The organism is Bradyrhizobium nanningense (assembly GCF_004114535.1).
In the GTDB taxonomy this organism is placed as follows: Bacteria; Pseudomonadota; Alphaproteobacteria; order Rhizobiales; family Xanthobacteraceae; genus Bradyrhizobium; species Bradyrhizobium nanningense.
Genome location: NZ_LBJC01000020.1, coordinates 1 through 26,477 on the forward strand (window position 1 = coordinate 1; position 26,477 = coordinate 26,477).

Annotated in this window: 28 protein-coding genes and 1 pseudogene; 11 read left to right on the forward strand and 18 right to left on the reverse strand. The window is 62.2% G+C overall.

The window, feature by feature from the left end:
• Positions 1–128 precede the first annotated feature (128 nt).
• Positions 129–1,736 carry a TRAP transporter large permease gene (locus XH84_RS12910; RefSeq protein ID WP_128917367.1) on the reverse strand — a complete coding sequence of 536 codons (1,608 nt, stop codon included), beginning with the start codon at positions 1,734–1,736 and terminating at the stop codon, positions 129–131.
• Entirely contained in the window at positions 1,733–2,272 is a 540-nt protein-coding gene (locus XH84_RS12915; RefSeq protein WP_128917366.1) for a TRAP transporter small permease subunit, read from the reverse strand. Before XH84_RS12915 ends, XH84_RS12910 begins: the two co-directional genes overlap by 4 nt.
• Before the next feature lie 347 nt (positions 2,273–2,619).
• On the opposite strand from XH84_RS12915, the gene XH84_RS39715 reads away from it, so the two are divergent.
• A complete protein-coding gene (locus XH84_RS39715; RefSeq protein WP_164935971.1) occupies positions 2,620–2,793 on the forward strand; it encodes a hypothetical protein in 174 nt (57 codons plus the stop codon).
• Between the two features lie 23 nt (positions 2,794–2,816).
• On the opposite strand, the gene XH84_RS12920 is transcribed toward XH84_RS39715, so the two are convergent.
• From XH84_RS12920 to XH84_RS40735, 7 genes and pseudogenes are all read right to left on the reverse strand, one after another.
• Entirely contained in the window at positions 2,817–3,053 is a 237-nt protein-coding gene (locus XH84_RS12920) for a hypothetical protein (protein WP_128917365.1), read from the reverse strand.
• A gap of 19 nt (positions 3,054–3,072) precedes the next feature.
• On the reverse strand, positions 3,073–3,282 hold the full coding sequence (locus tag XH84_RS12925) for a hypothetical protein (protein ID WP_128917364.1): 210 nt from the start codon (positions 3,280–3,282) through the stop codon (positions 3,073–3,075).
• A gap of 1,791 nt (positions 3,283–5,073) precedes the next feature.
• Positions 5,074–5,556, reverse strand: coding sequence for a hypothetical protein (locus tag XH84_RS40730; RefSeq protein ID WP_245471711.1), 483 nt, complete (start codon positions 5,554–5,556; stop codon positions 5,074–5,076).
• Between the two features lies 1 nt (position 5,557).
• A complete protein-coding gene (locus XH84_RS39720; protein ID WP_164935970.1) occupies positions 5,558–5,731 on the reverse strand; it encodes a hypothetical protein in 174 nt (57 codons plus the stop codon).
• 297 nt (positions 5,732–6,028) lie between these two features.
• Positions 6,029–6,433, reverse strand: a complete 405-nt coding sequence (locus XH84_RS12940; protein ID WP_128917363.1) for a hypothetical protein — start codon at positions 6,431–6,433, stop codon at positions 6,029–6,031.
• 103 nt (positions 6,434–6,536) lie between these two features.
• Entirely contained in the window at positions 6,537–6,962 is a 426-nt protein-coding gene (locus tag XH84_RS12945) for a response regulator (RefSeq protein ID WP_128917373.1), read from the reverse strand.
• 93 nt (positions 6,963–7,055) lie between these two features.
• A pseudogene (locus XH84_RS40735) lies at positions 7,056–7,169 on the reverse strand (SOS response-associated peptidase); the annotation flags it as partial.
• A gap of 1,361 nt (positions 7,170–8,530) precedes the next feature.
• On the opposite strand from XH84_RS40735, the gene XH84_RS12955 reads away from it, so the two are divergent.
• Complete coding sequence (locus tag XH84_RS12955; RefSeq protein WP_128917362.1) at positions 8,531–8,839, forward strand: hypothetical protein; 309 nt, start codon at positions 8,531–8,533, stop codon at positions 8,837–8,839.
• Positions 8,840–10,109: 1,270 nt separating this feature from the next.
• Here the strand turns inward: XH84_RS12955 and XH84_RS12960 are convergent.
• The 4 genes from XH84_RS12960 to XH84_RS12980 all read right to left on the reverse strand — a co-directional run bounded on the left by XH84_RS12960 (position 10,110) and on the right by XH84_RS12980 (position 14,496).
• A complete protein-coding gene (locus XH84_RS12960; protein WP_245471746.1) occupies positions 10,110–10,751 on the reverse strand; it encodes a helix-turn-helix domain-containing protein in 642 nt (213 codons plus the stop codon).
• 318 nt (positions 10,752–11,069) lie between these two features.
• Positions 11,070–12,467, reverse strand: a complete 1,398-nt coding sequence (locus XH84_RS12965) for a tyrosine-type recombinase/integrase (protein WP_164935969.1) — start codon at positions 12,465–12,467, stop codon at positions 11,070–11,072.
• An 845-nt stretch (positions 12,468–13,312) separates the two neighbouring features.
• On the reverse strand, positions 13,313–14,155 hold the full coding sequence (locus XH84_RS12975; RefSeq protein WP_128917361.1) for an AAA family ATPase: 843 nt from the start codon (positions 14,153–14,155) through the stop codon (positions 13,313–13,315).
• A gap of 95 nt (positions 14,156–14,250) precedes the next feature.
• Positions 14,251–14,496 (reverse strand): GlsB/YeaQ/YmgE family stress response membrane protein, encoded by a 246-nt coding sequence (locus XH84_RS12980; protein WP_128917360.1) that lies wholly within the window; start codon positions 14,494–14,496, stop codon positions 14,251–14,253.
• 123 nt (positions 14,497–14,619) lie between these two features.
• On the opposite strand from XH84_RS12980, the gene XH84_RS12985 reads away from it, so the two are divergent.
• The 3 genes from XH84_RS12985 to sseA all read left to right on the forward strand — a co-directional run bounded on the left by XH84_RS12985 (position 14,620) and on the right by sseA (position 17,433).
• A complete protein-coding gene (locus XH84_RS12985; RefSeq protein ID WP_128917359.1) occupies positions 14,620–15,795 on the forward strand; it encodes a vWA domain-containing protein in 1,176 nt (391 codons plus the stop codon).
• 223 nt (positions 15,796–16,018) lie between these two features.
• Positions 16,019–16,432, forward strand: coding sequence for a rhodanese-like domain-containing protein (locus XH84_RS12990; RefSeq protein WP_128917358.1), 414 nt, complete (start codon positions 16,019–16,021; stop codon positions 16,430–16,432).
• Positions 16,433–16,572: 140 nt separating this feature from the next.
• On the forward strand, positions 16,573–17,433 hold the full coding sequence (sseA, locus tag XH84_RS12995; RefSeq protein ID WP_128917357.1) for a 3-mercaptopyruvate sulfurtransferase: 861 nt from the start codon (positions 16,573–16,575) through the stop codon (positions 17,431–17,433).
• 1 nt (position 17,434) lies between these two features.
• Here the strand turns inward: sseA and XH84_RS13000 are convergent, their stop codons facing one another.
• Positions 17,435–18,304, reverse strand: a complete 870-nt coding sequence (locus XH84_RS13000; protein WP_128917356.1) for a hypothetical protein — start codon at positions 18,302–18,304, stop codon at positions 17,435–17,437.
• Between the two features lie 321 nt (positions 18,305–18,625).
• Between XH84_RS13000 and XH84_RS13005 the strand changes: the two genes are divergently transcribed.
• Positions 18,626–19,831 (forward strand): L,D-transpeptidase, encoded by a 1,206-nt coding sequence (locus tag XH84_RS13005; protein WP_164935968.1) that lies wholly within the window; start codon positions 18,626–18,628, stop codon positions 19,829–19,831.
• 57 nt (positions 19,832–19,888) lie between these two features.
• Here the strand turns inward: XH84_RS13005 and XH84_RS13010 are convergent, their stop codons facing one another.
• Both XH84_RS13010 and XH84_RS13015 read right to left on the reverse strand, forming a co-directional pair.
• Positions 19,889–20,851 carry a D-2-hydroxyacid dehydrogenase family protein gene (locus XH84_RS13010; protein ID WP_128917354.1) on the reverse strand — a complete coding sequence of 321 codons (963 nt, stop codon included), beginning with the start codon at positions 20,849–20,851 and terminating at the stop codon, positions 19,889–19,891.
• 130 nt (positions 20,852–20,981) lie between these two features.
• On the reverse strand, positions 20,982–21,197 hold the full coding sequence (locus XH84_RS13015) for a hypothetical protein (protein WP_063201904.1): 216 nt from the start codon (positions 21,195–21,197) through the stop codon (positions 20,982–20,984).
• A gap of 234 nt (positions 21,198–21,431) precedes the next feature.
• On the opposite strand from XH84_RS13015, the gene ettA reads away from it, so the two are divergent.
• The 3 genes from ettA to XH84_RS13030 all read left to right on the forward strand — a co-directional run bounded on the left by ettA (position 21,432) and on the right by XH84_RS13030 (position 24,597).
• A complete protein-coding gene (ettA, locus tag XH84_RS13020; protein WP_128917353.1) occupies positions 21,432–23,081 on the forward strand; it encodes an energy-dependent translational throttle protein EttA in 1,650 nt (549 codons plus the stop codon).
• Positions 23,082–23,155: 74 nt separating this feature from the next.
• Positions 23,156–23,356, forward strand: a complete 201-nt coding sequence (locus XH84_RS13025; protein WP_128917352.1) for a hypothetical protein — start codon at positions 23,156–23,158, stop codon at positions 23,354–23,356.
• A 53-nt stretch (positions 23,357–23,409) separates the two neighbouring features.
• Positions 23,410–24,597, forward strand: a complete 1,188-nt coding sequence (locus XH84_RS13030; protein ID WP_245471747.1) for a lytic murein transglycosylase — start codon at positions 23,410–23,412, stop codon at positions 24,595–24,597.
• A gap of 81 nt (positions 24,598–24,678) precedes the next feature.
• On the opposite strand, the gene XH84_RS13035 is transcribed toward XH84_RS13030, so the two are convergent.
• Together XH84_RS13035 and XH84_RS13040 are read right to left on the reverse strand one after the other, a co-directional pair.
• On the reverse strand, positions 24,679–24,960 hold the full coding sequence (locus tag XH84_RS13035) for a hypothetical protein (RefSeq protein WP_128917350.1): 282 nt from the start codon (positions 24,958–24,960) through the stop codon (positions 24,679–24,681).
• Positions 24,961–25,186: 226 nt separating this feature from the next.
• Positions 25,187–25,510, reverse strand: coding sequence for a hypothetical protein (locus tag XH84_RS13040; protein ID WP_128917349.1), 324 nt, complete (start codon positions 25,508–25,510; stop codon positions 25,187–25,189).
• Between the two features lie 135 nt (positions 25,511–25,645).
• Here XH84_RS13040 and XH84_RS40740 point away from each other — a divergent pair, with 135 nt between their 5' ends.
• Entirely contained in the window at positions 25,646–25,948 is a 303-nt protein-coding gene (locus tag XH84_RS40740) for a hypothetical protein (RefSeq protein WP_128917348.1), read from the forward strand.
• A 161-nt stretch (positions 25,949–26,109) separates the two neighbouring features.
• Positions 26,110–26,382 (forward strand): (2Fe-2S)-binding protein, encoded by a 273-nt coding sequence (locus XH84_RS13050; protein WP_128917347.1) that lies wholly within the window; start codon positions 26,110–26,112, stop codon positions 26,380–26,382.
• Positions 26,383–26,477: the final 95 nt, after the last annotated feature.

Consider the following 26,477-nt stretch of genomic DNA (forward strand, 5'->3'; position numbering starts at 1 on the left):
AAATTGACTGCATAGGCTGCTCCTCCGAATCGTGGAGCCTCAAAACGGCACCCACTCCTTGGCACTCTCGTGCCGGTGGAGGAGCCGTCCACAACATCAATAGCGGAATTTGCCTCGGTCGATATCCTTCAGTTCTTGGGCTGGCCAAAATCGATCACCGGCGGCGGCAGCTCGATATCCGGGATTTCGATCTTGACCTTGTCCAGATCCACCTTGGTCGGGGCGTCCAACAATCCGGTGACGGTGATCGGGAACGCGATGACGACGGCAACCATGATCGCCTGCAGGCCGATCCAGGGCATTGCGCCCCAATAGATGTCTGAACTCTTGACCTCCTTCGGCGCCACGCCCCGCAGGTAGAACAGGGCAAAGCCGAACGGAGGATGCAGGAAGGAGGTCTGCATGTTGACGCAGAGCATGACGCCGAACCAGATCAGGGCAGCGTCCGCCCCGACGACGGGAGCGAGCAGCTTCTGCGCGATCGGCGCAATCATCGGAATGATGATGAAAGCGATCTCGAAGAAGTCGAGGAAGAACGCGATGAAGAAGATGAACAGGTTCATGAAGATCAGGAAGCCCCAGACGCCTCCCGGCAGCGATGTCAGCATGTGCTCCAGCCAGACACCGCCGTTGCAACCGAGAAAGACGATCGAGAAGCAGGTCGATCCGATCAGGATGAACGTCACCATGCAGGTGATGCGCATGGTGGTCTCGTAGCCCTGCTTGACCAGATCGCGGAGATCCGGAATCCGGACCGCCTCGAGGCAAACCCAGGCGACCGCAAGATAGGCGATCGCGAAGGCGATCTTGAACACCAGATTTGGCGTGAAGTAGATGCCGATGATGGTGCCGACACCCGCAGCCGCAACGCCGACGAGCAGCACCCTGTGGCCGGCCGAGCTGAAATCCTTGTGATGGATGACGGCGAGGACGATCGCGCCGACTGCGCCCATCGCACCTGCTTCGGTCGGCGTGGCGAGGCCGAGCATCATTGTGCCGAGCACCACGAAGATCAGGACGGCGGACGGGACGATGCCCAGAAGACATTTGCGCCAGAGCGCCCAGCCCTTGAGCGTCCTTGCTTCCTTGGGCACCGCCGGAACGTGGCCCGGCTTGATCACGCTCAGAACAAAGGTGTAGCCCGCAAAGAGCGCGATCTGGAGGATCGACGGCCCCCAGGCACCCAGATACATATCGCCAACCGACTTCCCAAGCTGGTCCGCGAGCACGATCAGAACCAGCGAGGGCGGCACAAGCTGGGTAATGGTGCCGGACGCCGCGAGCACGCCGGTGATGTAGCGCATGTTGTAGCCGTAGCGGATCATCACCGGCATCGAGATCAGCGCCATCGCGATCACCTGCGCCGCCACCGTGCCTGTGATGGCACCGAGGATGAAGCCGACGATGATCACGGAATAGCCGAGGCCACCGCGAATGGGGCCGAACAACTGCCCCATCGAATCCAGCATGTCCTCTGCGAGGCCGCATCGTTCGAGGATCGAGCCCATGAACGTGAAGAATGGAATGGCCAGCAGCAATTCGTTCGCCAGAACGCTGCCGTAGATGCGCTCCGGAATCGCCTGGAGGAAGCGGAAGCCGAAGAAGCCCTCGTGGATCGCCAGAAATCCGAACGAAAGCCCGAGAGCGGCCAAAGTGAAGGCGACCGGATATCCGATCAGCATGGCCAGGACCAGGCCGCCGAACATCAGCGGCGGCATCATCTCAATCGTGATCATTGGGTCGGGCGCTCGTATTTCGCGTCGATTGTGACTTCACCGCGCAAGGCCGCAGCTCGTTTGATGGCTTCGGAGACGCCCTGCAAAGCCACCATGAAGAAGCCTGCCGGCAAGACGAATTTGATTGGCCACCGAACAAGACCACCGGCATTGTTGGACATCTCGCCGATGATGAACGAGTTGTGGAACATCGCCCATGACAAATAGCTGAGGAGCAGGCACGCCGGGACCAGGAAAACCAAAGTCCCGATCAGGTCCAGCCACAACTGGCCGCGCTCAGACAGCATGAGGTAGAGGATTTCCACGCGGACATGCTCATTGCGCTTGAAGGTATAGGATGAGCCGAACATCACGATGACGGCGAACATATACCACTGCGTCTCGAGCCAGCTGTTGGAGCTGTAGCTGAAGGCATACCGGATCATCGCATTGACAGCGCTGACCATGCAGGCCGCGAGCACCAGAATATTGCAGACGTTGCCGACCTTTTCGTTCAGCCAATCGATAGCTGTACTCACCGCCAACAATGGGCGCATCGATGCCTTTTCCCCGCTCGCTGAGTGCTACCTCCAAGCAGGGAGGATCATGGCGACGCAATAGCCACCGTCCACGCCCATACGGGAGTTAGGTACCCCTCCTGATGCTTCCGCCCGTTCTTGTTGTCGGTTTTTGGCAAGCCATGGTCCGGTCTTGCCCGCCGCGTGAAGCAAGGCCACCTTTACCGTCGGCCAATTCCGGGTCAACAGGAAAATGGACAGTTTGCCGCAGCAGCGTCTAAGTTAGCGTCGCTGTGCTTAATTGGGTTGACCTTCGGGGCTTACCGGCAACGCGACCGCCGGAGGACAACCTCCAGTGAGATGTCACTGCTTCAGAGGGGGATTTCGTGATCGGCGCATTCCTGGTCGTCTTGTCAATCGCCCTCCTATGGGTCTTCCTGCCTCGCAACGGGCAGTCACATCGGTGGATGGAGCTGCCGTTCTTTGAGACAGGAGTTCCTCTGGTGATCATCATGTCCTTCTCAGCTGGTCTGACGATGGTGATCGACCGCATCTTCTGACCTGTGTAGATTGTCGAGGACGCCTAACCCTCGACATCGTACTGCTTGCAGAGGTGATCGCCGATCTGGACGAGCATTGCGACGCATTCAGGGTATCCCGGCCGATCCGAGGTTACCCGATCGGCGCTGGCTCGAAACTCCCAGGAACTACCGTCGCGGAGGACGGAAATGATCATGCCCTCGGGGCAGTCGGCGTGAACTTTCAATTCGGCCTTCGCCATAGCGATCAGCTCGCTTTCAGATTTTACGGGCTTGCTCATTTCGTTGCCCTTTGATCCCCTAGCGAACAACGCCAGCCGCGTCATCGTCGCTAGGCATCACCCAATCGAGGGCGAGCAAGCAAGCTTCCAGCAGGGCGAAAGCAACGAGGCCGCCGATTAGACCGAAAAATACGATCGAAAAGGTCCCGAGCAAAAGCGCACAGAAGACATCTGCAAGCACCTTAGACACGCGATCTGATTGGGTCTGCTTGGCTGTGAAGTACGGCATCTTCATCCTCCGGAGTTTGGCGCCAACTTAGCCACACCAGCGCGCGGCCGTCTATGCCGAAGGGACGGCTTAGCGGTCCAGCTAATGAATTGATGGGAACGTCCGCAACGGGTCAAAATGCGAAGAACTCAGGCTGAGCACATCAAGCCCGCTACGGTCCACTGAGCCGACCTCATGAGTGTGCAGTCACCTCGCGAGCTGATCGGCGAGGTCGTCGAGGTTTCTCGTACCGAAGCGACCGCCACTTGCTCTTTGCCCCGGTAAATGGGGTAGGAGCTATTTACCGGAGTTTACCGGCAAGCCAGCCCCCCGGAGTAGCCTCCGCCACTCGAACGCATAGGCGATGATTATAGGCCGAGCCGTTGGAGGTCCGTCTCGCTCAGCGCCGCGTCCGCGAGCCGCAATCCCCTTCTGCCACGTCCGCCGCCGCGTCGCCGCACCGCTGCCGCGCGCTCTTGGGCATAGGCTCCACGGAACAGCGCGAGAAATCGCACCCGATCAGGTCGCGAAAGCGCCCGCCAAGCCCGCCACGCCCGTTCTAACTCGCTCATCGCACTATCCTGTTGAATTCGCGATATTACCGGATGCAGCAAAATCGGAAAAGTTCGGGGCCAAATACGCCAAACGGGGGCCGTCGCGCGTCCCGGCATTTGATTTTGCGATCTCGGTAGGACCCACCAAAAGCCCGCGCAAAAAGGATTGCTAGGCCGCCTTAGTCGCGACGTCGCCAAACGGCGCGAACAGAAGATCAGAAGTCTTTCTTCAAACGGCTCTCCGGAAGATCTAGCCGATTATATTGCCTGATTAGCTCGTTCAATTCGAACTGGCATCGTTCCGGAAAGATTGGCGAAGTGGTTTGATTGACGGCCTTCTCCCAGATTGCGTTGACATCTAGCTCTGCTTCTTCGGATACGGCAGCCGAGCAGCCAGTGCATGGAGGCGGTGGAGGTTGTCGGCATGCCAAACGATCATCGTTCGACTGCGCTGCTGCGCTAGCCGCAAGTGACAGGGTGAAAATCAGCCCTATTGCGGCGCGAAAGATAAAACGTGTCGCAGGCAGCATGTTCGCTTTTCGTTAAGCCATCATCCTAAACCCGGAATGTATCGCTACATTTGCGGATGGTTATCCGGGGAAATGCGGTGGCTTGTTGGTCCTGCGCGGAACCGTCCTCGAAATGATGACGCGGGCAGAATAGTTCTCGGTGATCTTCCGGGATTGAAAGGTGAACAGGATCAGCCGCTATCAGCGCCTTGTTGTCCTGACTTGTGTGATCTCTCCGCTGCTCGCAGTCATTTTGCTTGCACTGCTAAGACGTGGAGACGATCCGTCGTACATGGAAGGACACGATGGCAAGGCGAGGAAGTGCCCGTTCTGCGCCGAGAATATCAGGCCCGAAGCCATCGTCTGCAAGCACTGTGGACGTGACGTGCCGCCGGTCGAAGTCTCGACTTCAAATGCAGAACCTGAGATCAATCGGCCGCGATCGTCGCCAACTGTCCGTTGAGTAGCGATCAACGGCTGGTTCTGTTCGTTGCGGCCTTCTTCGGGGGGCGCGGCGCACCATTGAGCACAACGCCGCACTAGCCGAATATATTGGCTAGCGGGCGCTGCTTAGACGCTGGGCCCCTCAAATCCCCAGCCGCAATAATCTTGGGCAAACTCAGGCGTGAAATTCAATGTTCCCTGTTGGAACACCGCAATCCCACGGAGAAGTATATAGCCTGCTGCCAGCGTCACCCGGGCGATTGTGCCAAGGCCGACTTCGCCGCGTGGACGGGCATTGAGATACATCAATCGTCGCGGGGGCGGTTTGGATGCATGCTCTCAGCGCGATGATCGAGACCGACGCAGATAGATTTCGCGAACAAGCTCAGGAGTGCCGTCAACTGGCCGCTAAGGCTATCCATGAGGTTGACAAACAGGCTTGGCTTCGGCTTGCCGCTGATTGGATCAAGCTCGCGCAAGAAGTTGAGGAAAGACGGAGCGGAGGGTCTTCCGCCTGACACGCCTTCACCTGCTTCCGTCGCGGTGCTGCAACGGCTTGTGATGGCGGTTGAACGCACGCACACAGCGATGCGCGCGAACATGGTGGGGCCGCTGAGACTGACCACGAGCAATAGCGCCTCGATCGCGGCCAGCCATTCCGGCGCATCATGCTCCTGCTTCCGCAACTTGGTGATGAAGGTGGCGGCATCGTGCAGCGTGCTCAGTGTTCGGCCATCGGACGACAGGATCGGATCGTCGAATTCGCGCCGCCAGCCGCGATCGGTCATCTTAGGGATCGCGCTTATGAGTGATCTCGCGTGCCGCCAAGCTCAACTCAAGCTCGGTCAGCCGCTCGATCAACCGCTCGACGATCTCCTCACAGTCAGATGGCGTTAGTGAACTCACACCTCGCCGGGCCAATTCGTTGGCGAGGATCGAGGTCATGATGGCTTTGACGGTCAATTCCGCCTCTCCGGCTAGAAATTCGATCGTGATCGAAATGCAATCGAAGCGGGTAGTAGACGCCAAACGGCAACCACGGGCAACAGCGTGCACCGCGCATCGGTATAACTACGGAGAGGCCGCCCGTTCGGCGTCTTAATCCCGAATAGGTGTCGTGGAGACACGCTGGCAGGGAGCGCATTTGTAGACGCGCACGCCCGGCCGATCTGCGATTGCGGACAGTTGCCCTACCGGCATCATGTCGCGCTCGCACCTCTCGCAGGCGGGACCTCGCTTGGTATCGGTTTTGGTCAGCATCTAGCGGGAGCGTTTTGGTAGTTTCGGGAGTTTCGCCGGGTCGAACCGTGGTCTCGGCTTGGTCGCTTCTGGCGCGGGCGTCTGTTGTTCGCTCAGAATAAGCGTTCCCTCAAGCACCACTCCCGGCACCTGATCCGCCGTGCCAACGTAACGAGCTATCTTGCCGGGGCACGTTCCCTCAAGCCGAAGCGTAAGGTCATCTGCGCCGAACACCGTGGCATGTCCTTCGGTGTGCCTCTTGATCGTGATGATCGCGGTGAAGCGGTCACCGTCGGTCTGGCAAGAGCCGCTGTATGTCATGATGCTATCATGACCCCAGATTTGCCCGTCCGCGACGTGGGCGATCCCGGTTCCGCTGCCCAGCGGGGTCCTAAACCACGCGCTGTATGTGCCGTCCTTCAACATGGGAGCGATCGTCCTGTTGCATCCGCAAGTTGAGGGTCGGACGAGCAGCACTAAGACTTGGTAAAATCCTGCATCCGGACGATCCCGGTGCAGGACGAATGGGTTAGGCCGGGTCCTTGGGGCTGAGCGGAGGCGTGCCGTTGTTCAGGAGTTGGGAAACGGCGGTGACCAGTTGGGCGGAGGCAAATGGCTTCTGCAAAAGAATGCTGTTTGGCACGCCTTGGGAGGGCCACTCGTGACCGGCACCGGCGGTTATGTAAAGAATGGGAAATGCCGGATCGATTTCTCGGGCTTGCCTAGCGGTCACCCAACCCGTCATTCTGCCCCTCAAGTTGATGTCCAGAACGAGCGCGCAATACTTGGCTGCGCGGCCCTTAAGCAGGGTGATCGCTTCCTCACCGGAGGCCGCGATGGCGGGCTCAAAGCCCCCATCGGCCAGGGCATCTTCGACAATGCGCTGTATGTCGGCGTCGTCCTCGACAACCAAGATTACCGGTTTCTCCGCCAAGGCGCTCCCCCGCTCCGGCATAACCCGTGAATACGCCCAGCGATTCACAAAGTTCCCGAAAAATCACCAAAGGTGCCATGCATATCTTGGCCGGGCAGTCGTCGAGCCAGTCGTATAGTCCGGAAACACGCCCAGCATCGGAGCCAGGTTGCCGACGTAGCGATTGACTACGCGGAATAGAGCGCGGATCGCCTCTTGGTTCGTGGTGACCGAATACAGATTGCACATGTCCGCTTGTCGTTGAGGCCATAGGGTTGGCGCGTGTGCAGCCGCTCTTTCCAATTGCTTTCGAGCGATATGACTTCGTCGGGCGGCATCGTGGGGAAACAAGTTCGAGGATGGTGAAACGAAAATTTGTTGGGTCACGCTGCCGCAGCAATCTGTTCCCGCCGTGCCCGGAGGTCCCATAGTTTCGCCATCTGCCCAACAGATTTTCCGCGCCATAAGCGGAGCCGACGTAGCCCTTTGCATCCGAGCTATCGAAAATGTAGTAGATGCCCCGCCATTCAGAGAGCTTCGCTTGCCAACGCTTCGGCAAAATACTGAGTTGGCTCCAAGTAAGGTCTAGCTCGTTCCACTTATGCATCGCAGTATCGAGCGCGCTATCTTCGAGAACAGCGTGAACCGACATCCTGTTGCGATGGGCGCGCCGCCACCAAGATCGCTCGGGCGGCGGCCAGTCCACCACCAATTTGCCTTTCCATTCGGAATAGAAGTCCAAGAGTTGCAAGTCGAACCACAGGCAAGAGCGACGGCCACTCACAAACCCGCGCATTCCTAGCTTCTTTAACTCGGTATTGGCCGGGATGCGCCAAAATTGCTGCTGCGTGAGAGGTTTTGGTTTGCCGATAGCATATGCGCCGATGAACAACGCTCTACCGGAGCCGTGCCGGATGAACGACGCTACATGGCTCGCGGATAGCAAGACCTTCTCGATCTTTTCGCTGTGCGCTCGTTGATAGGCGTTGAACAGGTCAGGCCGGTCGGCTGCCAGCAGAGGAAAGATTTTATTCAACTCCGGCTCCGTGGGGCGGTGCCGAAATACAAGGACGTTACGCGGGTCAATACCTTTGCCCGACAATAACTCGTTCAATTCCATATGCCCGATCCATGTTAGCGTCTCGGCTTAAGGCACATTAGATCAGGGCATATAGTTTTCCTGCCGCGCAAATGCTCTTGAGGGCCTTTATCCACGGTGAATGATCGTCCGTGTCGTCGTCTTGGGGACGTTCGGTCACCATGACCGTCCACCTAAGACACGGCCATTGGGCAGGCGGCGGCTGCTCTTTCTTGAGCCGGTACCGGGCGGCCCTGCCGCTCTAGGAGGCGCAGACGGTGCCAAAGCCCGTCATCCATGGTCGCTCACTCCCGATCCGGCCCGCCGCGAACGAAATGAGAACAAACGGCAAGCCGCGAGACATCGGGCGGGTGACCTTTGGGGGCGCTAATTCGGTAGTAATGGCCGCCGACGATCGCCAACCGCGCGATGGGCAAACTTGGGACCGTAAAAGGAAGAAGCCGCCACCTACCGCAGGAACGGTCGGAGTTCGCTCCCGTTACACCGGTTCACCCCAAGGGAGCACTCGCACATGTTGAAGATCGCTCTTGTGTTAGCCGCGACCGCAGCCGCGCTGACAACTACTCCGCTCGCCATTCCGGCCAACGCCCAAGGCGTCAAGATGGCCCAAGGCGTTGACGTTCAGATCGGGCGGGACCGCGAGGACCGCTACTACCGGGACCGTGACTATAGGGCACGCGACCGCTACGACCGCGACACGACAGTTGGCGTCGGGCCGGGCGGCGTTACGGTCGGCCCAAGACAGCGCTGCCGCACAGAGACCGTCACGGTCGAACGTGATGGACGCATGGTTACGCGCAGGGAGCGCCGCTGCGACTAATTCCGTCCGGGTGAAGGCGGAATTGATCCGGGCAACACCATGGTGCACGCCGCAAGAAAACGCGCGAGCTTGCCGCTTGACGCCTTATGTTGGCGGCCAGACGCCGATTTGAAAGCTCAATGCGGCACCGAAACGCTAGCAGTGCAAGAAGAACCGACGCGCACCGCCGGTTCAGCCGGTCCTACTCGCGCTGGATCGCGCCCTACATTGGAACGTGGCTAGCGGCGAGTTTGTTGGCTTTCCGTCCATTTTTGACAATGGACGGCAGGCCGGCCCCGACCCAGCGTCCCCCATTGCCCTTGGTGTCGGGGCCAGCCCGTGTGTGGAGAGAGACCTTGGATGGTAGAAGCACGGCCCGGATCGTCGGTTTCAGCATCGCGGGTATATACTTCGTTTGCATGGTACTCGCGGCGATCAGCATGAGCTGACTACCTTCCGGCCTTCACGACCCATGCTTCCGCCAGGAACAAGTGCGCCAATTAGCGCGTTGGCGTCATTACTTCGACGCTTACTGCCGGGCCTCGGAGCGTTTGCCACGTTGTGCGACCTCAAGCGCGTCCGACGGCGGCCATCTCATAGAGCAGTGATGGGCGTGCAATGGGAGATCGCGGTCAGGCAGACAGCCGTACGACTGTTCTGTACCAACGCCTTGAGGTGCTCGTTGCTCAGCGGGCTGAGCTTGAGAACCTTCGCAGGCAAGTTCTGACTGCGGAGGAAAGAACCGTAAGCACAAATCGACAACCCATTTTGGGGAACACCAAAGTGGGCCAAAAGGGCGAGCAGAAGCTCTAAGCCGCGCGTTCAAATGGATTGCCCCTGGCGCTCCGCCGAAGCGGCACGGGCCAGATTGAGCGGGGGCCCTATGCGTCACGTTTTGTCACGCGTTCTCTAGGCCACCATCCACACGCAGGCCGACTGCGGCGAGGCCGAGCAGAGATAGACGACGTAGAAGTGACAGTCCGAAGCCCAATAAGAGTAGAAGCATTGCATTGCGCCCGTGGGTGACGCTCAATCGGCCGAGCGTCAATTGGGACTTTTCCCAGTGCCGCATGAGACCTTCGACGTAAGTAGAAGCCCGGTATCCAAGTTGCGGCGCAACTCGCGCTAAAACACATTCGCACCGGGGCTGGCAATTTCAGTACGGAAAGATAATTCATTCCGGTGGGCCGCAGAGCAATCTGCGGCCATTTTGCCTTGGCTCCCATCGACGATGCGATCGGCTGCATGATCACGCGCTGCGGCGGGACGAGGGACGGCAGTTCGGCTTCAATCAGGCGTCATACTGCGCAAGTCCGCACCGGTTCAAGAGTGCGACCTGTCGCTGTGTAGTCCCTATGAAGCGCAGCAAGCCATCATCGCGAAGCACTGAAAGGGCACGCGATACGGTTTCAAGCGTCAGACCCAAATAATCAGCAATATCGCGGCGGCTCATCGGCAAAATCATCACGTCGGGATGAGACTGCCGGTCGTCCATTTCGAGGAGGAATGCAGCTACTCTCTCCAGCGCTGTTTTACGACCCAGCAGAAGCATGTGGTTCTCAGCGTGCTGCAGGCTTTGAGTGACCAGACGGAGAAGGTTAGTTGTGCTGCCTTCTCGGCTTGCCACCGTATGAAGCAGGCTGCGCTGTCTCATGAGGCGAACTTTAGTTTCGACGAGAGCCTCGGCAGAAAAGCGGTGAGAGGCACCGTTCTCAAACCCAAACATATCGCCCGGCAGGTGAAATGAGTTGATTTGGCGGCGACCATCTGCGAGCAACTTGTACGTCCGCACCGCTCCAGTGATGATTTGATAGACGTATTCCGCCGCATCTCCCTCGCCAAAAACCTCGGTTCCCTTGCGGTACTTAAACTCGCTAGAGAAGACGCGCTCCCCGACGAGGACAGCTAGGGGCCCGTCATTTAAACGGCGCATCGTTTCGTTGGTTCTGACCAGCATCATCGAACTCCCCGAAGTTAATAAACGCTAAGCAGGCGGTGCATCCGTGGATTTGATCTGACGCAAGTTCCAGCGCGGCCCACGTAGTTGCCCGGAGTGCTCTCGGGGTGAGGCCGATCGGGATTGCGGAGAAAAAGAGGAGCCGTCAGCCCTTGGGAAGCTGACGGCTTTACTTTGGGGGGCTGCGTAGTTGGGGGCTACGCTGTTTTTAAATAGGCCTCTGCCAAGGATCACATATTGATCAGCATCAAAAAGGCACTGGCGATTGCATTGCCAAATTTGGATTTGCGTTGATTAGGCGACGAGACGCAATCCGGCTTCCGCTTGCTCGGCATTCGTGCCGATGATGCGCCGAAGCTCGGCGGCCCACGCCTGCAAGACTTCGCGCTTCTCTTTCACCTCGCGATCCTCGGCGCGGACATAGTGCTTGCCGGTGACGGGCGGCAGCTTGATGCCGTCCTCCGTCGTCACGCGATGATCCAAGCAGAGCGCGATCTTCGCCATCGGCTGGCCGATCCGGCGCGCCCAACTCGCCGCCGTCCGCCGCAGATCGTGTGGCGTGAACGGCTTCAACCCGAGCAACTGGCAGATGCCGGGCGTCCTGACCTTGCCCTTGCGCCTGTCGCCGCGCAGCGCGTCCGCCATCGCCTTGCGGTGCAGCGGCCTGTTGTCGAGCGGGCTGGCGAATACGAAATCCTTGTTGTTGCCCTTCAAAGCCTCCTTGACGATCTCCACCGCGAGGCTCGGCAGCGGCTGTTGGATCATTCGTCGTTTCTTCACCCGCTTGAGTGGCACGTCGAGGCGCGGCTGCTCGCCGTCGAGGTCGATCAGTTCGTTGCGGTGTGCGCCGAGCAGTTCGGCCGAGCGCAGCATGGTCGCCAACTCGAACTTGAGCGCGAGCCGGGTCCTACGGTCCCATGACGTCATTAAGTCGTCGCGGTCGAGGCCGTGCCAGAAAATCCTGATCTCGTCCTCGGTGAGAACGCGGGTGCGCGGATGCTCCGGGTCGAGCGGCTCCAGATCACTGCAAGGGTTGACGGTGATGTACTCGCGCCGCAATGCCCACCGGAACATGCCCGATGCCGCCTTGCGCATGTGACGCGCATTGCTGACCGACGGCTTGCCGCCGTGCCGACCCGCCACGATGTCGTCCGACAACGCCTGAATGTCGCCTCGGGTGACGTCGGCTGCGATCTTCCGGCCGAGCTTCGAGCCGATGAAGCGGCGCAGATGGCTCGCGGTGTTTTCCCAACTTTCCAGCCGGGGCCGCATCTCGCCATCCGCCTTCCGGACCGGCGTCTTCATCCAGTCGATCCGCTCCTCGATGATCTCGGCGACCGTCTTGCCGCGCTTGGCCTGCCGCTCTCTGCGGTCGCGGAACGTCTCGGCAATGGCGTCGCCACCCTTGCCCTTGAGGCCGTAGACCTTGCTCCGGGCGTCGTCGACGGTGAAGGTCTCGGGGTTATAGAGGCCGAGCCAGCCGGTGCGCTGCTTGCCGGTCTGCGGATCGGTGAACTTAATCGAGAAGGTCGCCACGCCCGCCGTGGTGATGCTGACATAGAGGCCCGGGCATTTGCGATCGTAGAACTTGACCCGTTTGGGCACCCGCCTTTCGCAAAGGCGGTTGGTCAGGATGACGCTGCCGTTGCGGGCGCGCTTGCCAGCGGGGGCGGCGGTGATGGTAGTATCCATTTCGGTTTCGGCTCCTAAGGCTTGGGACCAAAGGGCTCGGCTTTGGGTCTTTCAGTTTGTCGTGCGGACGCTGAAAGACTTAGGGCCGGGCCCTAGTTTTGACGAAACCCGCCGAAGCGCCCCGAAACAGGCTAGTCGAAAAGAGCTTGTTTTAAAGGATTTTTGTAGTTTCGGCGTGTTTCACCGAATGCCAAAATATAGACGTGTGGTCCTGGCCGTCGTTGCTACGGTCAAGCCTTTCGCGGAGATGCGAGCGAGCCCAACCGGGCAGACTGCATCATCCAATTCGCGGGGTGAGGGAGGCCAGAAGGAAAGTTCGGCTCCCGGGAGATCACGGCATAAGCCGTCCGACCATCGCGCAGGGAAGGCCGAGTGATCGGCACCACCTGTATGCTGCTGTGCGGTCTTCTCTGCGTGTGCATTTCGCGCAGCGGACCGCGGGTGCGATGTCGGCACCCGGCCTTCCCTGCGCCCTCTTTCTGGTGGGGCGAGGAATGCAAGCAAAGCTCGGGCGAACTAAGCCACGAGGCTGCGAAGGCGTGTCTGCAAGCGAGATGGAGCGGAAGAGCGGAGCCGTTGCGTCACACTCCGTCATTGCGAGCGAAGCGAAGCAATCCAGAAATCCCTCCGCGGAAAGATTCCGGATTGCTTCGTCGCAAGAGCTCCTCGCAATGACGTGGAGAGTGTGTGCCCCACACGCCGCTCTCGTGCCCCGGACGCGGCGCAGCGCCCTTGCGGTGCGCTGCAGAGCGGGCCCATGTCTCCGAGCAGGCCGTGTCGCCTTCTGGGTCCCGGCTCTGCGCAGCAGCGTTGCACGCTGCAGCGCGTCCGGGACACGGCTCCCCTCACACTTCCCTACGGCTCAAGAACGCCAGCCGCTCGAACAGATGCACGTCCTGCTCGTTCTTGAGCAGCGCGCCGTGCAGCGGCGGGATCAGTTTGCGCGGGTCGCGCTCGCGCAGCTGCTCGACGCTCATGTCTTCGTTGAGGAGAAGCTTGAGCCAGTCCAAGAGCTCCGAGGTCGATGGCTTCTTCTTCAGGCCGGGCACCTCGCGCACTTCGAAGAAGATGCGCAGCGCCTCTTCCACCAGGCGCTTCTTGATGCCGGGGAAGTGGACGTCGACGATGCGGCCCATCGTGTCGGCGTCGGGGAACTTGATGTAGTGGAAGAAGCAGCGGCGCAGGAAGGCGTCCGGCAGCTCCTTCTCGTTGTTGGAGGTGATCATCATGATCGGGCGCTGCTTGGCCCTGATCGTCTCGCCGGTCTCGTAGACATGGAATTCCATGCGGTCGAGCTCGAGCAGCAGGTCGTTCGGGAATTCGATATCGGCCTTGTCGATCTCGTCGATCAGAAGCACCGGGCGCTGCTCGGCCGTGAAGGCCTCCCACAGCTTGCCGCGCTTGATGTAGTTCTTGATGTCGGAGACGCGCGCGTCGCCGAGCTGGCTGTCGCGCAGGCGCGACACCGCGTCGTATTCGTAGAGGCCTTGCTGCGCCTTGGTGGTGGACTTGATGTGCCAGGTCAAAAGCGGGGCGTTCAGCGCCTTCGCCACCTCCTCCGCCAGCACCGTCTTGCCGGTGCCGGGCTCGCCCTTGATGAGCAGCGGGCGCTCGAGCACGATCGAGGCGTTGACGGCGACCTTGAGATCGTCGGTCGCAACATAGTCCTTGGTGCCGGTAAATTTCATTGCGTGTCCTTGGGTCATTGTCGGCGAGAGGCGCTCGCCTCGTCGCGACAAGCGAACGGCCGCTCGCGGCGGCCGTTCCTGGTTCGGTCAGGCTTTCAGACCCGTTTTATCAGCGAAAGGATGACGAGCACAATCACCGCGCCGATGGTGGCGTCCACGATGGCGCCGAAGGTGCCGGTGGCAAGCCCGATGTGGAGCTGTGGCAGCACCCAGCTCGCAACCAGCGCGCCGATGATGCCGACGACGATGTTGCCGACCAGCCCAAATCCCGCCCCGTGGACAATCTTGCCGGCAAGCCAGCCTGCGATCGCGCCGATGATGAGCGCTGCGACAATTCCCATTGCAAACGTCCCCCAAACAACCCCGTGAGGGCGCCAATTCTAGAGCAAAAAGCCTGCCGGTCCAGAGTCCCGCGAAGGACCCCGCCCCTTGACGTTCGCCCCCCGACGGGCAATCTGTCACCCATGTTCCTGCAATTCTTCACCTCTCTGCGCGACGCGCAGGTCCCCGTGACGCTGCGCGAATACCTCACGCTGATGGAGGCGCTCGACGCTGACCTTGCGGACTACACGGTCGAGAACTTCTACTACCTGTCGCGCGCCTCGCTGGTGAAGGACGAACGCAACCTCGACAAGTTCGACCGCGTCTTCGGCACGGTGTTCAAGGGGCTGGAAAACCTGCTCGACGCCATGGAGAAGGCGGAGATCCCCGAGGAGTGGCTGAAGAAGCTCGCCGAGAAATATCTGACTGAAGAAGAGAAGAAGCAGATCGAGGCCATGGGCTGGGACAAGCTCATGGAGACCCTGAAGAAGCGCCTCGATGAGCAGAAGGGCAGGCACCAGGGCGGCTCGAAGTGGATCGGCACCGCAGGCACTTCGCCGTTCGGCGCCCACGGCTACAATCCCGAGGGCGTGCGCATCGGCCAGGAGAAGAACCGCAACAACCGCGCCGTCAAGGTGTGGGACAAGCGCGAGTTTAGGGATCTCGACGGCAATGTCGAGCTCGGCATCCGCAATATCAAGGTGGCGCTGCGCCGCCTGCGCAAGTTCGCGCGCACCGGCGCGCCCGACGAGCTCGATCTCGACACCACCATCCGCGAGACCGCCAATCACGGCTATCTCGACGTCCACATGCGCCCCGAGCGGCGCAATGCGGTGAAGCTCTTGGTGTTCTTCGACATCGGCGGCTCGATGGACGCGCATATCGAGCAGGTCGAGGAGCTGTTCTCGGCGGCGAAGAGCGAGTTCAAGCACATGGAGTATTTCTACTTCCACAATTGCCTCTATGAAGGCGTGTGGAAGCAGAACAAGCGCCGCTTCACCGACCGCACGCCGACCTGGGACGTGCTGCACAAATATCCGCACGACTACAAAATCGTGTTCGTCGGTGACGCCTCGATGTCGCCTTACGAGATCATGGTGCCCGGCGGCTCGGTCGAGCATGTCAACGAGGAGCCCGGCTCGGTTTGGCTCGACCGCATCATCCGCACCTATCCGCATGCGGTGTGGCTGAACCCGGTCGCGCAGAAGCATTGGGATTATTCGGAATCGACCACCATCATCAAACGCATCTTCGCCAATCGGATGTACCCGATCACGATCGAGGGGCTGGAAGGTGCGATGAAGGAATTGACGCATTGATGCGTGATTAGTCCGGCTCGATCGGCGACGGGACTGCGCTCCCTCCCCCGCCTGCGGGGGAGGGTTGGGGAGAGGGTCTCTCCACGAGCGACGTCCCCCAAAGAGGAGAGAGCCCTCACCCGCCGCGCTCTTCGAGCGCGCCGACCTCTCCCGCAAGCGGGAGAGGTTACCTCCACCTCCGGCAGTTCGCCCGGAACGGCGACGTAACAAGAGGGAGAACCACATGCCCCAAAACATCACCCGCGGCATCAAGGCGCTGATTGACGAGGCCAATGCCGAAATCGAGACGCTCACCGCCAAGGATGCCATCGAGATCTCCAGGAACGGCGACGTCGTCATCGTCGACATCCGCGATCCCCGCGAGATCGAGCGTGACGGCCGCATCCCCGGCGCCTTCGCCTGCACCCGCGGCATGCTCGAATTCTGGATCGATCCGCAGAGCCCGTACGCCAAGCCGATCTTCCAGGAGGACAAGAAGTTCGTCTTCCACTGCGCCGGCGGATTACGCTCCGCGCTCGCGGCCAAGACCGCGCAGGACATGGGCCTCAAGCCCGTCGCCCACATCGCCGGCGGCTACGCCGCCTGGCGCGACGCCGGCGGGCCGGTGGAGAAGTGGGAGCCGAAGAAGAAGGGGTGAGGGTACGACACCTACACCACACACTCCGTCATGGCCGGGCTCGTCCCGGCCATCCACGTTCTCACCTGCGGGTCGAAAGACGTGGATGCCCGGGACGAGCCCGGGCATGACGACCGAGAAAGCTGCCGGAGAGTACATCAATGACTGACACCGCCACCGACCCCCTCGTCTCCACCGAATGGCTCGCCGCCCACATGGGCGACGCCAACGTCAAGATTCTCGACGCCAGCTTCAAGCTGCCGGGCGTGCTGCCGCTGCCGAAGGACGATTATCTCGCCGCGCATCTGCCGGGCGCGGCCTTCTTCGACGTCGATGCGGTGTCAGACCATTCCAACCCGCTGCCGCACATGTATCCGAGCGCCGAGCAGTTCGGACGTGACGTCGGCAATCTCGGTATCTCCAACGCCGATACCGTCGTGATCTACGATGCCGGAGGCTGGGTTGCCGCGCCGCGCGCGTGGTGGATGTTCCTGGCCTTCGGCCACGACAACGTGCGCATCCTCAACGGCGGCCTGAAGAAGTGGCGGGCCGAGGGGCGCCCCGTGGAGAGTGGCGAGGTGAAGCCGAAGCCGGCGACGTTCAAGGCGAGCTACGATCCAAAGCGCGTGCGCAGCATGCAGCAGCTGATCGCCAACGTCGAAAGCCGTGCCGAGCAGGTGATCGACGCCCGCGCCGCCGACCGCTTCGAGGGCCGCGCGCCCGAGCCGCGCGCGGGCATCCGCTCCGGCCACATCCCCGGCGCCCGCAACGTGCCCTACAATCTGCTGTTCGACGCCGCGACCGGCACGATGAAGCCGCTCGAGGATCTGCGCGCCGCCTTCACCGGCGCCGGCGTCAAGCTCGATGCGCCGATCGTGACCAGCTGCGGCTCCGGCGTCTCCGCCGGCGTGCTGACGCTCGCGCTCTATCGCTTAGGCGTCACCGACACCGCGCTCTATGACGGCTCCTGGTCGGAATGGGGCCAGGAGGGCGGCCCGGCAATCGCGATCGGGCCGGCGTAAATTACTGGCGCGACCTCGTGGCCGTCGTCGTCGCAAACGTCTGCTGCTGACCGAACGGATCGAGCTGCTGCTGCAACTGCTGAGGCGGCGGACGGCGCACGACGCGGTGCCGCTTCTTCGCTTTCGCCTGCCGCTTCGTCGCCTTGCCGTCAGATTTGCTGTCCGCCTTGTCAGGCTTGGCCTCAGACTTAGCCTCAGACTTAGCCTCGGACTTGGCCTTCGCCGGCACGTCCTTCACGACCGTCGTCGCCGGGGCGTTCAGCGCCGCAACCTTGTCCGAGGCGATCTCGAGCGCCGAGGCGGCGGGGGCGGCATTGGAGTTGGCGGGAGCCGGCTCGCTGGCGGCCGCGACAGGCTGAATGTCAGGCTTGATCTCGGGAATCGATGCCGTGGTATCGGCCGGGGTGAGCGTGTCGGGGGACGCCGGGACGGTGGCTTCCGCCGTGGTCTCGGTCGGGACCGGCTCGACGGCCGCCGCTTCCGCCGGAGGCGGAGTGAGCTGCGGCTGAAGTTCGGCCTCGGTTGTCGGCGCGCCGGCTTGCTCAGGCTCACTCGCCGGCAATCCAATGGTCGGCACGAGGTCGCGCAACGACGGCTCCGGCTCGGCCATCACCTCGGGTTCGGCGCGAAGGACCGCCAGCACGGGCGGGGCAGGCTCGGGAGCCTGGGCGAACCTCTGCTCCTGCGGCCCGTTCAGCCAGGACGAGTTGTTGGCATACTGCTCGTGGCTCGCCCGCAATAGCGCGGCGGCGCCCAGGCCGAACACCAGGATGGAGGTTGACAGCAGGATCGCGGCAAACAGGAAGCGAAAGCCGGGAAGCATCGAGGGGTTACGAATTTCCGCCCCGGCGGCGTGGGTGCCAGGGCCCATGAGCCATCTGAACGCGGTGACGGTACTGTTTGCCGCGTTCGCCGCGCGGAGATCGGGAGCTCAAATGGGCGGCGAATCAGGCTGATTCGAACATACCGCAACGATTCCGACCCGTTCCCTTAAATTCGGGGCCGATGTGTCAGGCAATTCACGACACGATGCGATTTCCGCCCCGTGATGCAACGGGGCAACGGTAGTCTTGCGGATCACAAATCGGCAAAACCGGCGCAAATATGCCTGATATGTCTTGAATGTGCCGCTATCTTCCGTCATCTGGCCGTTAACGGTCCGATCGGGCTTGGGGACTATACAAGAGCGATGATGATCAAACATTTTCTGACGATATGCGCTGCGGCAACAGTCGCTGCGGCGGGAACCTCGCTCGCGCAGGCTCAGAGCTATCCGGTCCAGCAGGCCCCGAGCTACGGCGCCCCGGCCGAATATCGGCCCGGCGACCGCACGCCCAATTTCGACGCGCTGGATGACGAAGACGACGCGGCGCCCCAGGCATCGCTGCCGCCGCCCGGCCCGGGCGACGATTCGCGCTATGGCCGCCCGGCCGGCGCGCCCCCAGTCTACTCGGCCGCGCCGCAGGGGCCGGTGATGTCGCCGGATGATCCGCGTTATGGCCGCCCCGCTGGCGCTCCGCCGGTCTATTCGGCCGCCCAGCCGCAGGGCCCCGTGATGTCGCCCGACGATCCCCGCTATGGCCGCCCCGCCGGTCCGCCGCCGGTGATCTATGCCAATCGTCCGGATCAGCAGGGACAGGCCCCCGCCGGTGACGGCGTGCGTCCGCCGGAGGCTGTCGGCGGTCCCGCCGCGACCGGAGCGGTCCAGGCCGGCCAGCCGCCCGTCGGCACCGATGGCCGTCCCGTGACGATTGCCTCGCTGCCGCCCGAGGAGCAGCCCGACGCTGCGCCGGCGCAGTTGCCGCCGAACCTGCGCCGCCAGGAGGTTTCGTTCCAGACCAAGGAGCCGGCCGGCACCCTCGTGGTCGATACGCCGAACACCTATCTCTACTACGTGCTCGGCAATGGCCGCGCGATCCGCTACGGCGTCCGCGTCGGCCGCGACGGCTTCACCTGGACCGGCGTGCAGAAGATCACCCGCAAGGCCGAGTGGCCGGATTGGCATCCGCCGACCGAGATGATCGAGCGCCAGCCCTATCTGCCGCGCTTCATGGCCGGCGGTCCCGGCAATCCGTTAGGGGCCCGCGCGATGTATCTCGGCTCGACCGTCTACCGCATCCATGGCACCAACCAGCCCTCGACCATCGGCAAGTTCGTCTCGTCGGGCTGTATCGGCATGCTGAACGAGGACGTCTCCGACCTGTTCGATCGCGTCAAGGTCGGCACCCGCGTGGTCGTGATGCCGGGCGGCCCGCCGCCGGGAACGGCGACCGCGTCCGCGGCGCCCGCCTCCGGTGCTGCTGCCGGTCCGGCTCCGATGGCCGCTCAGGCTGGTCCGGTCCCGGGCACGCAGCCGACCGTGGTGCCGCCGCTGCCCGCGCCGGTCACCGTGCGCTAAGGGCTTCGCGAGAACTGGATTGCAGAAGGGCGTGCCGTCGGCACGCCCTTCGTCGTTTCAGACGAGCTTGCGCGGCAAATCACTGCCTTTGGTGAAGGCATCGATCGCCTCGACCATCTGACCGTAATGGATGCCAAGACCATCCTTGGTGGCGTAGCCGAGATGCGGCGTCAGCACGAGGTTGTCGAGCTTGCGGAAGGGATGGTCGACCGGCAGCGGCTCGACTGCGAACACATCTAAGCCGGCGCCCGCAATCCTGCGCTGCTGCAACGCTTCGAGCAGCGCCTGCTCGTCCACGATCGGCCCGCGCGCGGTGTTGACGAGAAAAGCCGTCGGCTTCATCCGGGCCAGGTCCTCGCGGCTGACGAGACCACGCGAGCGCTCGCTCAGCACGACATGGATGGTGACGATATCGGCCTTGGCGAACAGCTCCTCCTTGGTGGCGTAGCCGACGCCTGCGCCTGCGCACTTCTCTGGCGTCAGGTTCGGGCTCCAGGCGATCACATTCATGCCGAACGCCTTGGCGATCCCAGCCATCTTGCTGCCGAGCTTGCCGAGCCCGATGATGCCGAGCGTCATGCCCTCGATCTCGACGCCGGCAAAGGTCTGCCAGGCTTCGCCCGAATGCATGCGCGCATTCTCGCGGCCGATGCCGCGGGTCAGCTCCAGGATCAGGCCCATGGCGAGGGGTGCGGTCGGGTCACGCGAATATTGCGTGCCGCCGACGACGATGCCGCGCGCCCTGGCAGCTTCCATGTCGATCGCGGCGTTGCGCATGCCGGAGGTCAGGAGCAGCTTCAGCTTCGGCAAGCTCTCGAACAGGCTCTTGGGGAATGCGGTGCGCTCGCGCATCGCGCAAATGATCTCGAAGTCGGCCAGCGCGCTGGCCGCGGCGTGTTCGGAGGCAAAGGGATGGCTGAACACGGTGACGTCGACGCGGTCGGACAGTTTCTGCCAGTCGGCGGCGTCGAGCGCGAGGTTGAAATAGTCGTCGAGAATTGCACAGCGCAGCCGGCTCATCAGCGTTCATCCATGGCGAGAGGCGAGGGCGCCGGGTGGGCGCCATCGTCGAAATCAGGCCATGGTTGCGCGCAATCGCACCCGCGCGCAAGTCGCTGCGGTCTTCAAAAGTCCGATAGGGAAAGGCCGCTCAGAGGTCGCGGGGCTTCAGGCGGAACGGCGCATCCATGCCGTGCTTGGCGCGCCAGGCGGGGCCGGGGCCGCGCATGTAGTGCAGTTCGGGCCGATAGGGATTGAAGGCGGTGGCGAAGAAGCGCTTCCAGAATCCCTTGATCTCCGAGGCGAAGTCGGAGACGTGGCCGGCTTCTGCCGGAACAGGAAGAGAATGGGTCTCGATCAGAGCCATGATGCGGCCTCGCTGTGCTCCCGTTCGTTCTGAGCGGGTGGCGCTGTTTCCGCGCGAAACCGAGCTTTCGGCCTGATTTATTAAAAGATGGTTTCAATTGTCCGGATCGATGGCCGGATGGTGTCCGGTCCGTATTCATCCGTGGTGAACGGACGGAAAACGTTGCCCTTTTGGGACGGGATCGCTACATCGCAGGCGAAGCAAATTTCCTCAAATCGAAGGTTTTCGGGACCGATGGCGCGCCAGTTCATCTACTTCATGCAGGGCCTGACCAAGAGCTACCCGACCCGGAAGGTGCTCGATAACATCCATCTGTCGTTCTACCCGGACGCCAAGATCGGCGTGCTCGGCGTCAACGGCTCGGGCAAGTCGACGCTGCTCAAGATCATGGCCGGCCTCGACAAGGAATACACCGGCGAGGCCTGGGTCGCCGAGGGCGCCCGCGTCGGCTATCTCGAGCAGGAGCCGCAGCTCGATCCGAAGCTCTCGGTGCGCGAGAACGTCATGCAGGGCGTCGCCAAGAAGAAGGCGATCCTCGATCGCTACAATGAGCTGGCGATGAACTACTCGGAGGAAACCGCCGACGAGATGACCAAGCTGCAGGACGAGATCGAGGCCCAGGGCCTCTGGGATCTCGATAGCAAGGTCGACCAGGCCATGGACGCACTGCGCTGCCCGCCCGACGATGCCGACGTGACCAAGCTCTCCGGCGGTGAGCGTCGCCGCGTCGCGTTGTGCAAACTGCTGCTCGATCAGCCCGAGCTTCTGCTGCTGGACGAGCCCACCAACCATCTCGACGCCGAGTCGGTGTCGTGGCTGGAAGGGCATCTGCGCAACTATCCCGGCGCGATCCTGATCGTCACCCACGACCGCTACTTCCTCGACAACGTCACGGGCTGGATCCTCGAGCTCGATCGCGGCCGCGGCATTCCGTACGAGGGCAATTACTCGTCCTGGCTGGTGCAGAAGCAGAAGCGTCTGGAGCAGGAAGGACGCGAGGACGCCGCCCACCAGAAGACGCTCGCCCGCGAGCAGGAATGGGTCGCGTCCTCGCCGAAAGCGCGCCAGGCCAAGTCCAAGGCCCGCTACCAGCGCTATGAGGAGCTGCTCAAGCAGGCGAGCGAGAAGCAGACCCAGACCGCGCAGATCATCATTCCCGTTGCCGAGCGGCTCGGTGCCAACGTGGTCGATTTCGAGGGGCTCAGCAAAGGCTTCGGCGATCGCCTCTTGATCGACAATCTCACCTTCAAACTGCCGCCCGGTGGCATCGTCGGCGTCATCGGTCCCAACGGTGCCGGCAAGACCACGCTGTTCAAGATGATCACGGGCCAGGAGAAGCCGGACTCAGGCACGATCACGGTCGGCGAGACCGTGCATCTCGGCTATGTCGACCAGTCGCGCGATGCGCTCGACGGCAAGAAGACCGTGTGGGAGGAAATCTCCGGCGGCAACGAACTGATCCTGCTCGGCAAGAAGGAAGTGAATTCGCGCGGCTACTGCTCGTCGTTCAACTTCAAGGGCGCGGACCAGCAGAAGAAGGTCGGCGCGCTCTCCGGCGGTGAACGTAACCGCGTGCATCTGGCCAAGATGCTGAAGTCCGGCGCCAACGTGCTGCTGCTCGACGAGCCGACCAACGACCTCGACGTCGACACGCTGCGCGCGCTCGAAGAGGCGCTGGAGGACTTTGCCGGCTGCGCCGTCATCATCAGCCACGATCGCTGGTTCCTCGACCGTATCGCGACCCACATCCTGGCCTTCGAAGGCGACAGCCACGTCGAATGGTTCGAAGGCAACTTCCAGGACTACGAGAAGGACAAGATGCGCCGGCTCGGCCAGGACAGCATCATCCCGCACCGTATGAAGTACAAGAAGCTGACGCGGTGATGTCGGCACGCCGGCCACCTCCGGGGGCGTTGGCTGGCATTTTCATCAGGTCAGGTCCGTGATAAAGTGGATCGATGGTTGAGCCTGACAACATGGTCCTCGAGCTCCTGCGTCCCATTCGCGGCGCCGTCGACGATGTGCGAGATGATATTCGTGAGATGAAGCAGCGTATTGGCAATCTGGAGAGCCAATACGCCAATATGTCGAACCGGCTCGACCGTATGGATGTTCGCATTGAGCGAATAGAGCGACGTCTCGATCTGGCTGACGCGTGAACGGGCTGAGCCGATCGAGTTTGGCGGCCGTCGCGTCCGCTCTGTTCCTCGGATTGCTCGTGCCCACTTCGGCCTCTTCGGCCGACGCCGCCTTTACCCAGTTCATCGCCTCGCTCTGGCCGGAGGCGCAGGCAGAAGGCGTCTCGCGCACGACGTTCGACGAGCAGACGCGCGGTCTCGAGCCGGACTACAAGCTACCCGACCTGATCTTGCCCGGGCGTCCCGCGACTGGCGCGCCATCGCAGGCCGAGTTCGTGCAGGTGCCCGCTGATTATGTCAAGGAAGCCTCGATCGCGCGGCTCGCGGGCGAGGGACAGCGGCTGCTGCAAAAATATCGCGCCGCGCTGAGCGAGATCGAAAAGAAGTCAGGCGTGCCGGCGACCGTGATGCTCGCGATCTGGGGCCGCGAGACCGATTATGGCCGCTACACGCTGCCTTACGATCTCGTCCGCGTGCTGGCTACGCAGGCCTATGTCGGGCGCCGCAAGGATCAGTACCGCACCGAGTTCATCCTCGCGCTGAAGATCCTGGGCGACGGCGTGGTGACGCGCAAGGAGATGCGCTCGTCCTGGGCCGGCGCCACCGGGCTGACGCAGTTCCTGCCGTCCGAATATTACAAGCACGGCGTCGATTTCGACGGCGACGGCCGCATCGACATCTGGCACTCGGTGCCGGATGCGCTGGCCTCGGCCGCGCAACAGCTTGTCAACAAGGGCTGGCAGACCGGCGTGCGCTGGGCCTACGAAGTGCAGGCGCCCGCGAAGATCGATTGCACGCTTGGCGTGCCCGAGGTGACGAAGCCGATCGGCCAGTGGCTGCGCGAAGGTTTTGTGCCGGTGCGCGGCCAAAAGCTCAGCGCGGCGGAGCAGGCGCAGCCGGCCTCGCTGCTGCAGCCGGAGGGCATCTACGGCCCGTCGTTCCTGACCACGAAGAATTACTTCGTCATCAAGGAATACAATTTCTCCGACCTCTATGTGTTGTTCGTGGGCCACCTCAGCGACCGCATGACGAGCCCGCTGCCGTTCGCAACGCCCTGGTCGGCCTCCAAGCAGCTGCGTACGAAAGACGTCGAGACCATGCAGCGCGGGCTGACGCGCGTCGGGCTCTACAAGGACAAGATCGACGGCAAGGCCGGCATGCAGACGCGTGCGGCGCTGGGCGCTTATCAGAAATCGGCGGGGCTCAAGGTCGATTGCTGGCCGAGCGAAGAGGTGCTGCGCTCGATCCAGGCGGCGCGATAGCGCAGCGGCAAAAAGAAAAAGCCCGGCCGATGGTCTCGGCCGGGCTTCAATCGCGACGCTCGTGAGCGCGGTGCGATCAGATCAGTAGCAAACGCGGACCGGACGGCTCACCCAGCCGTAGCCGTCCCAATAGCGCTCACGGCGCCAGTAGCATGGCGCGGGCGGCGGGGGCTCGGCGACGTAGACGGGCCCGCCATAGGCGGGACGGCTCGACGCGATGGCGCCGCCGACGATGGCGCCGCCGATCAGGCCGGCCGCGATGCCGGCGCCGACGCCGTCACCGGCTTTCGCGGGCGGCGTGGCGGTAACCAGCGAACCGGCGATCGTCGCAACCGTGAGGGCGGCAACTAAAGTCTTGTTCATGCTCTTGGCTCTCCTGGGAGATGGGTTCCTCTTGTTAGAGGCGCCCGGGTTTCAAAGGTTCACGCACACGCTGAGGGAATTGGCCGTGCAGCTAGGAAGCGCGCAATTGGTCAACCCACGGTAAACGCACACGGAGCTGTGACGTGAAAAAGCGGTCTTTTTCAGGCCCCGAGATGAACAGCGCATCCGTAGTGAACCGGTCCAAACGAACCCTGCCCGCGGCGCCTCAGCCACAGACTCTGACGCGGCGGACGCGCCAGCCATAGCCGTCCCAGAAGCGCTGCTTCTGCCAGACGCAGCCGCCGCCATAATAGTCGTCAGCGACATAGCCGGGACCCGGTGCATAGTAGCGGGGCGGGTAGTAGCCCGGCTCGTAATAGCCCGGGCCGGGTCCGTAATAGTACGGAGATGCCAGCGCGCCGCCGACAATGGCGCCGCCGATGATCCCGGCCGCCACGCCCGCGGCGACACCGCGCTGGGCCTGGGCCGGCGTTCCGGCCGCAACGGCCAAGGTGGCGACGGCGGCGACCGCCAGGAGCAATTTCTTCATTGGCTTGACCTTTCGTACAAACACTCTGGGACCCTTTGGGGGGAGAGTTCCATATTTCGCTTGAATGATCAATGAACGGCACCTTTGCCGGGCACGACCAATTCAATGGACCGCGGCTCTGCCAGGGAGGCGATAATGGGCAACGCGATGATAAACGCATTGATCGCTGCCGGGATCGTTTTTGCGATCGGCTATGGCTGGTTGACCCACCTCCAGAACCGCGGCCGACGCTCGCGCGCCGGCGCTGGTGGCGACGGCGGGAGCAGCAGCGACACCTCCTGCAGCGGGACGAATGACGGGTTCTCACTGGGGAGCTGGTTTTCCGGCGACGGTTCAGGGAGTTCGACAGATGGCGGCAGCTGTTCCAGCAGCGATAGCAGCGGTGGTGGCGGGGATTGTGGAGGTGGCGGCGACGGTGGTGGGGGCGGCGGCGACTAGATCCGCTCTAATCTTGATTCAGCGCAACGCCGGGTTTTGAAGCCGCTCTAGGTTGCCAATGGGCCAGTTTGGAATAGCTTCAAATACCGGTTTTTCCTTTTGCATCCGGCCGGCTCGTTAAATATCGATGATGTCGCATCACCGAAGGGCCTGCCGCTTCCATGATCGTTTGTTCCTGTAATGTGCTGAGCGATGACGACATCCGCGCCGCCGTCGCCGAGTCCGACGACGCCGTGCGCCATGCCAAGCAGGTCTATGGATGCCTCGGCTGTAGCGCCGAATGCGGCCGCTGCGCGCGGACGATCAAGACCATCATCGACGAAGCGCTTGGCCCCTGCGCCCAGTCCTGCTGTACCGGCTGCCCGCACAACCACACGGTGGCCGCCAATGACGAGACGGCCGAGCCCGCCCAGTTCGCCCTCGCAGCCTGCTGAAATCTTCCCGCCGGATTGGCTGAGCTTTTCCCCGGCTGCGTTCTCGGTAGCCAGTTGCCCTCATCCGCAAACTGACTTAGAAACGTTCTAAAGTC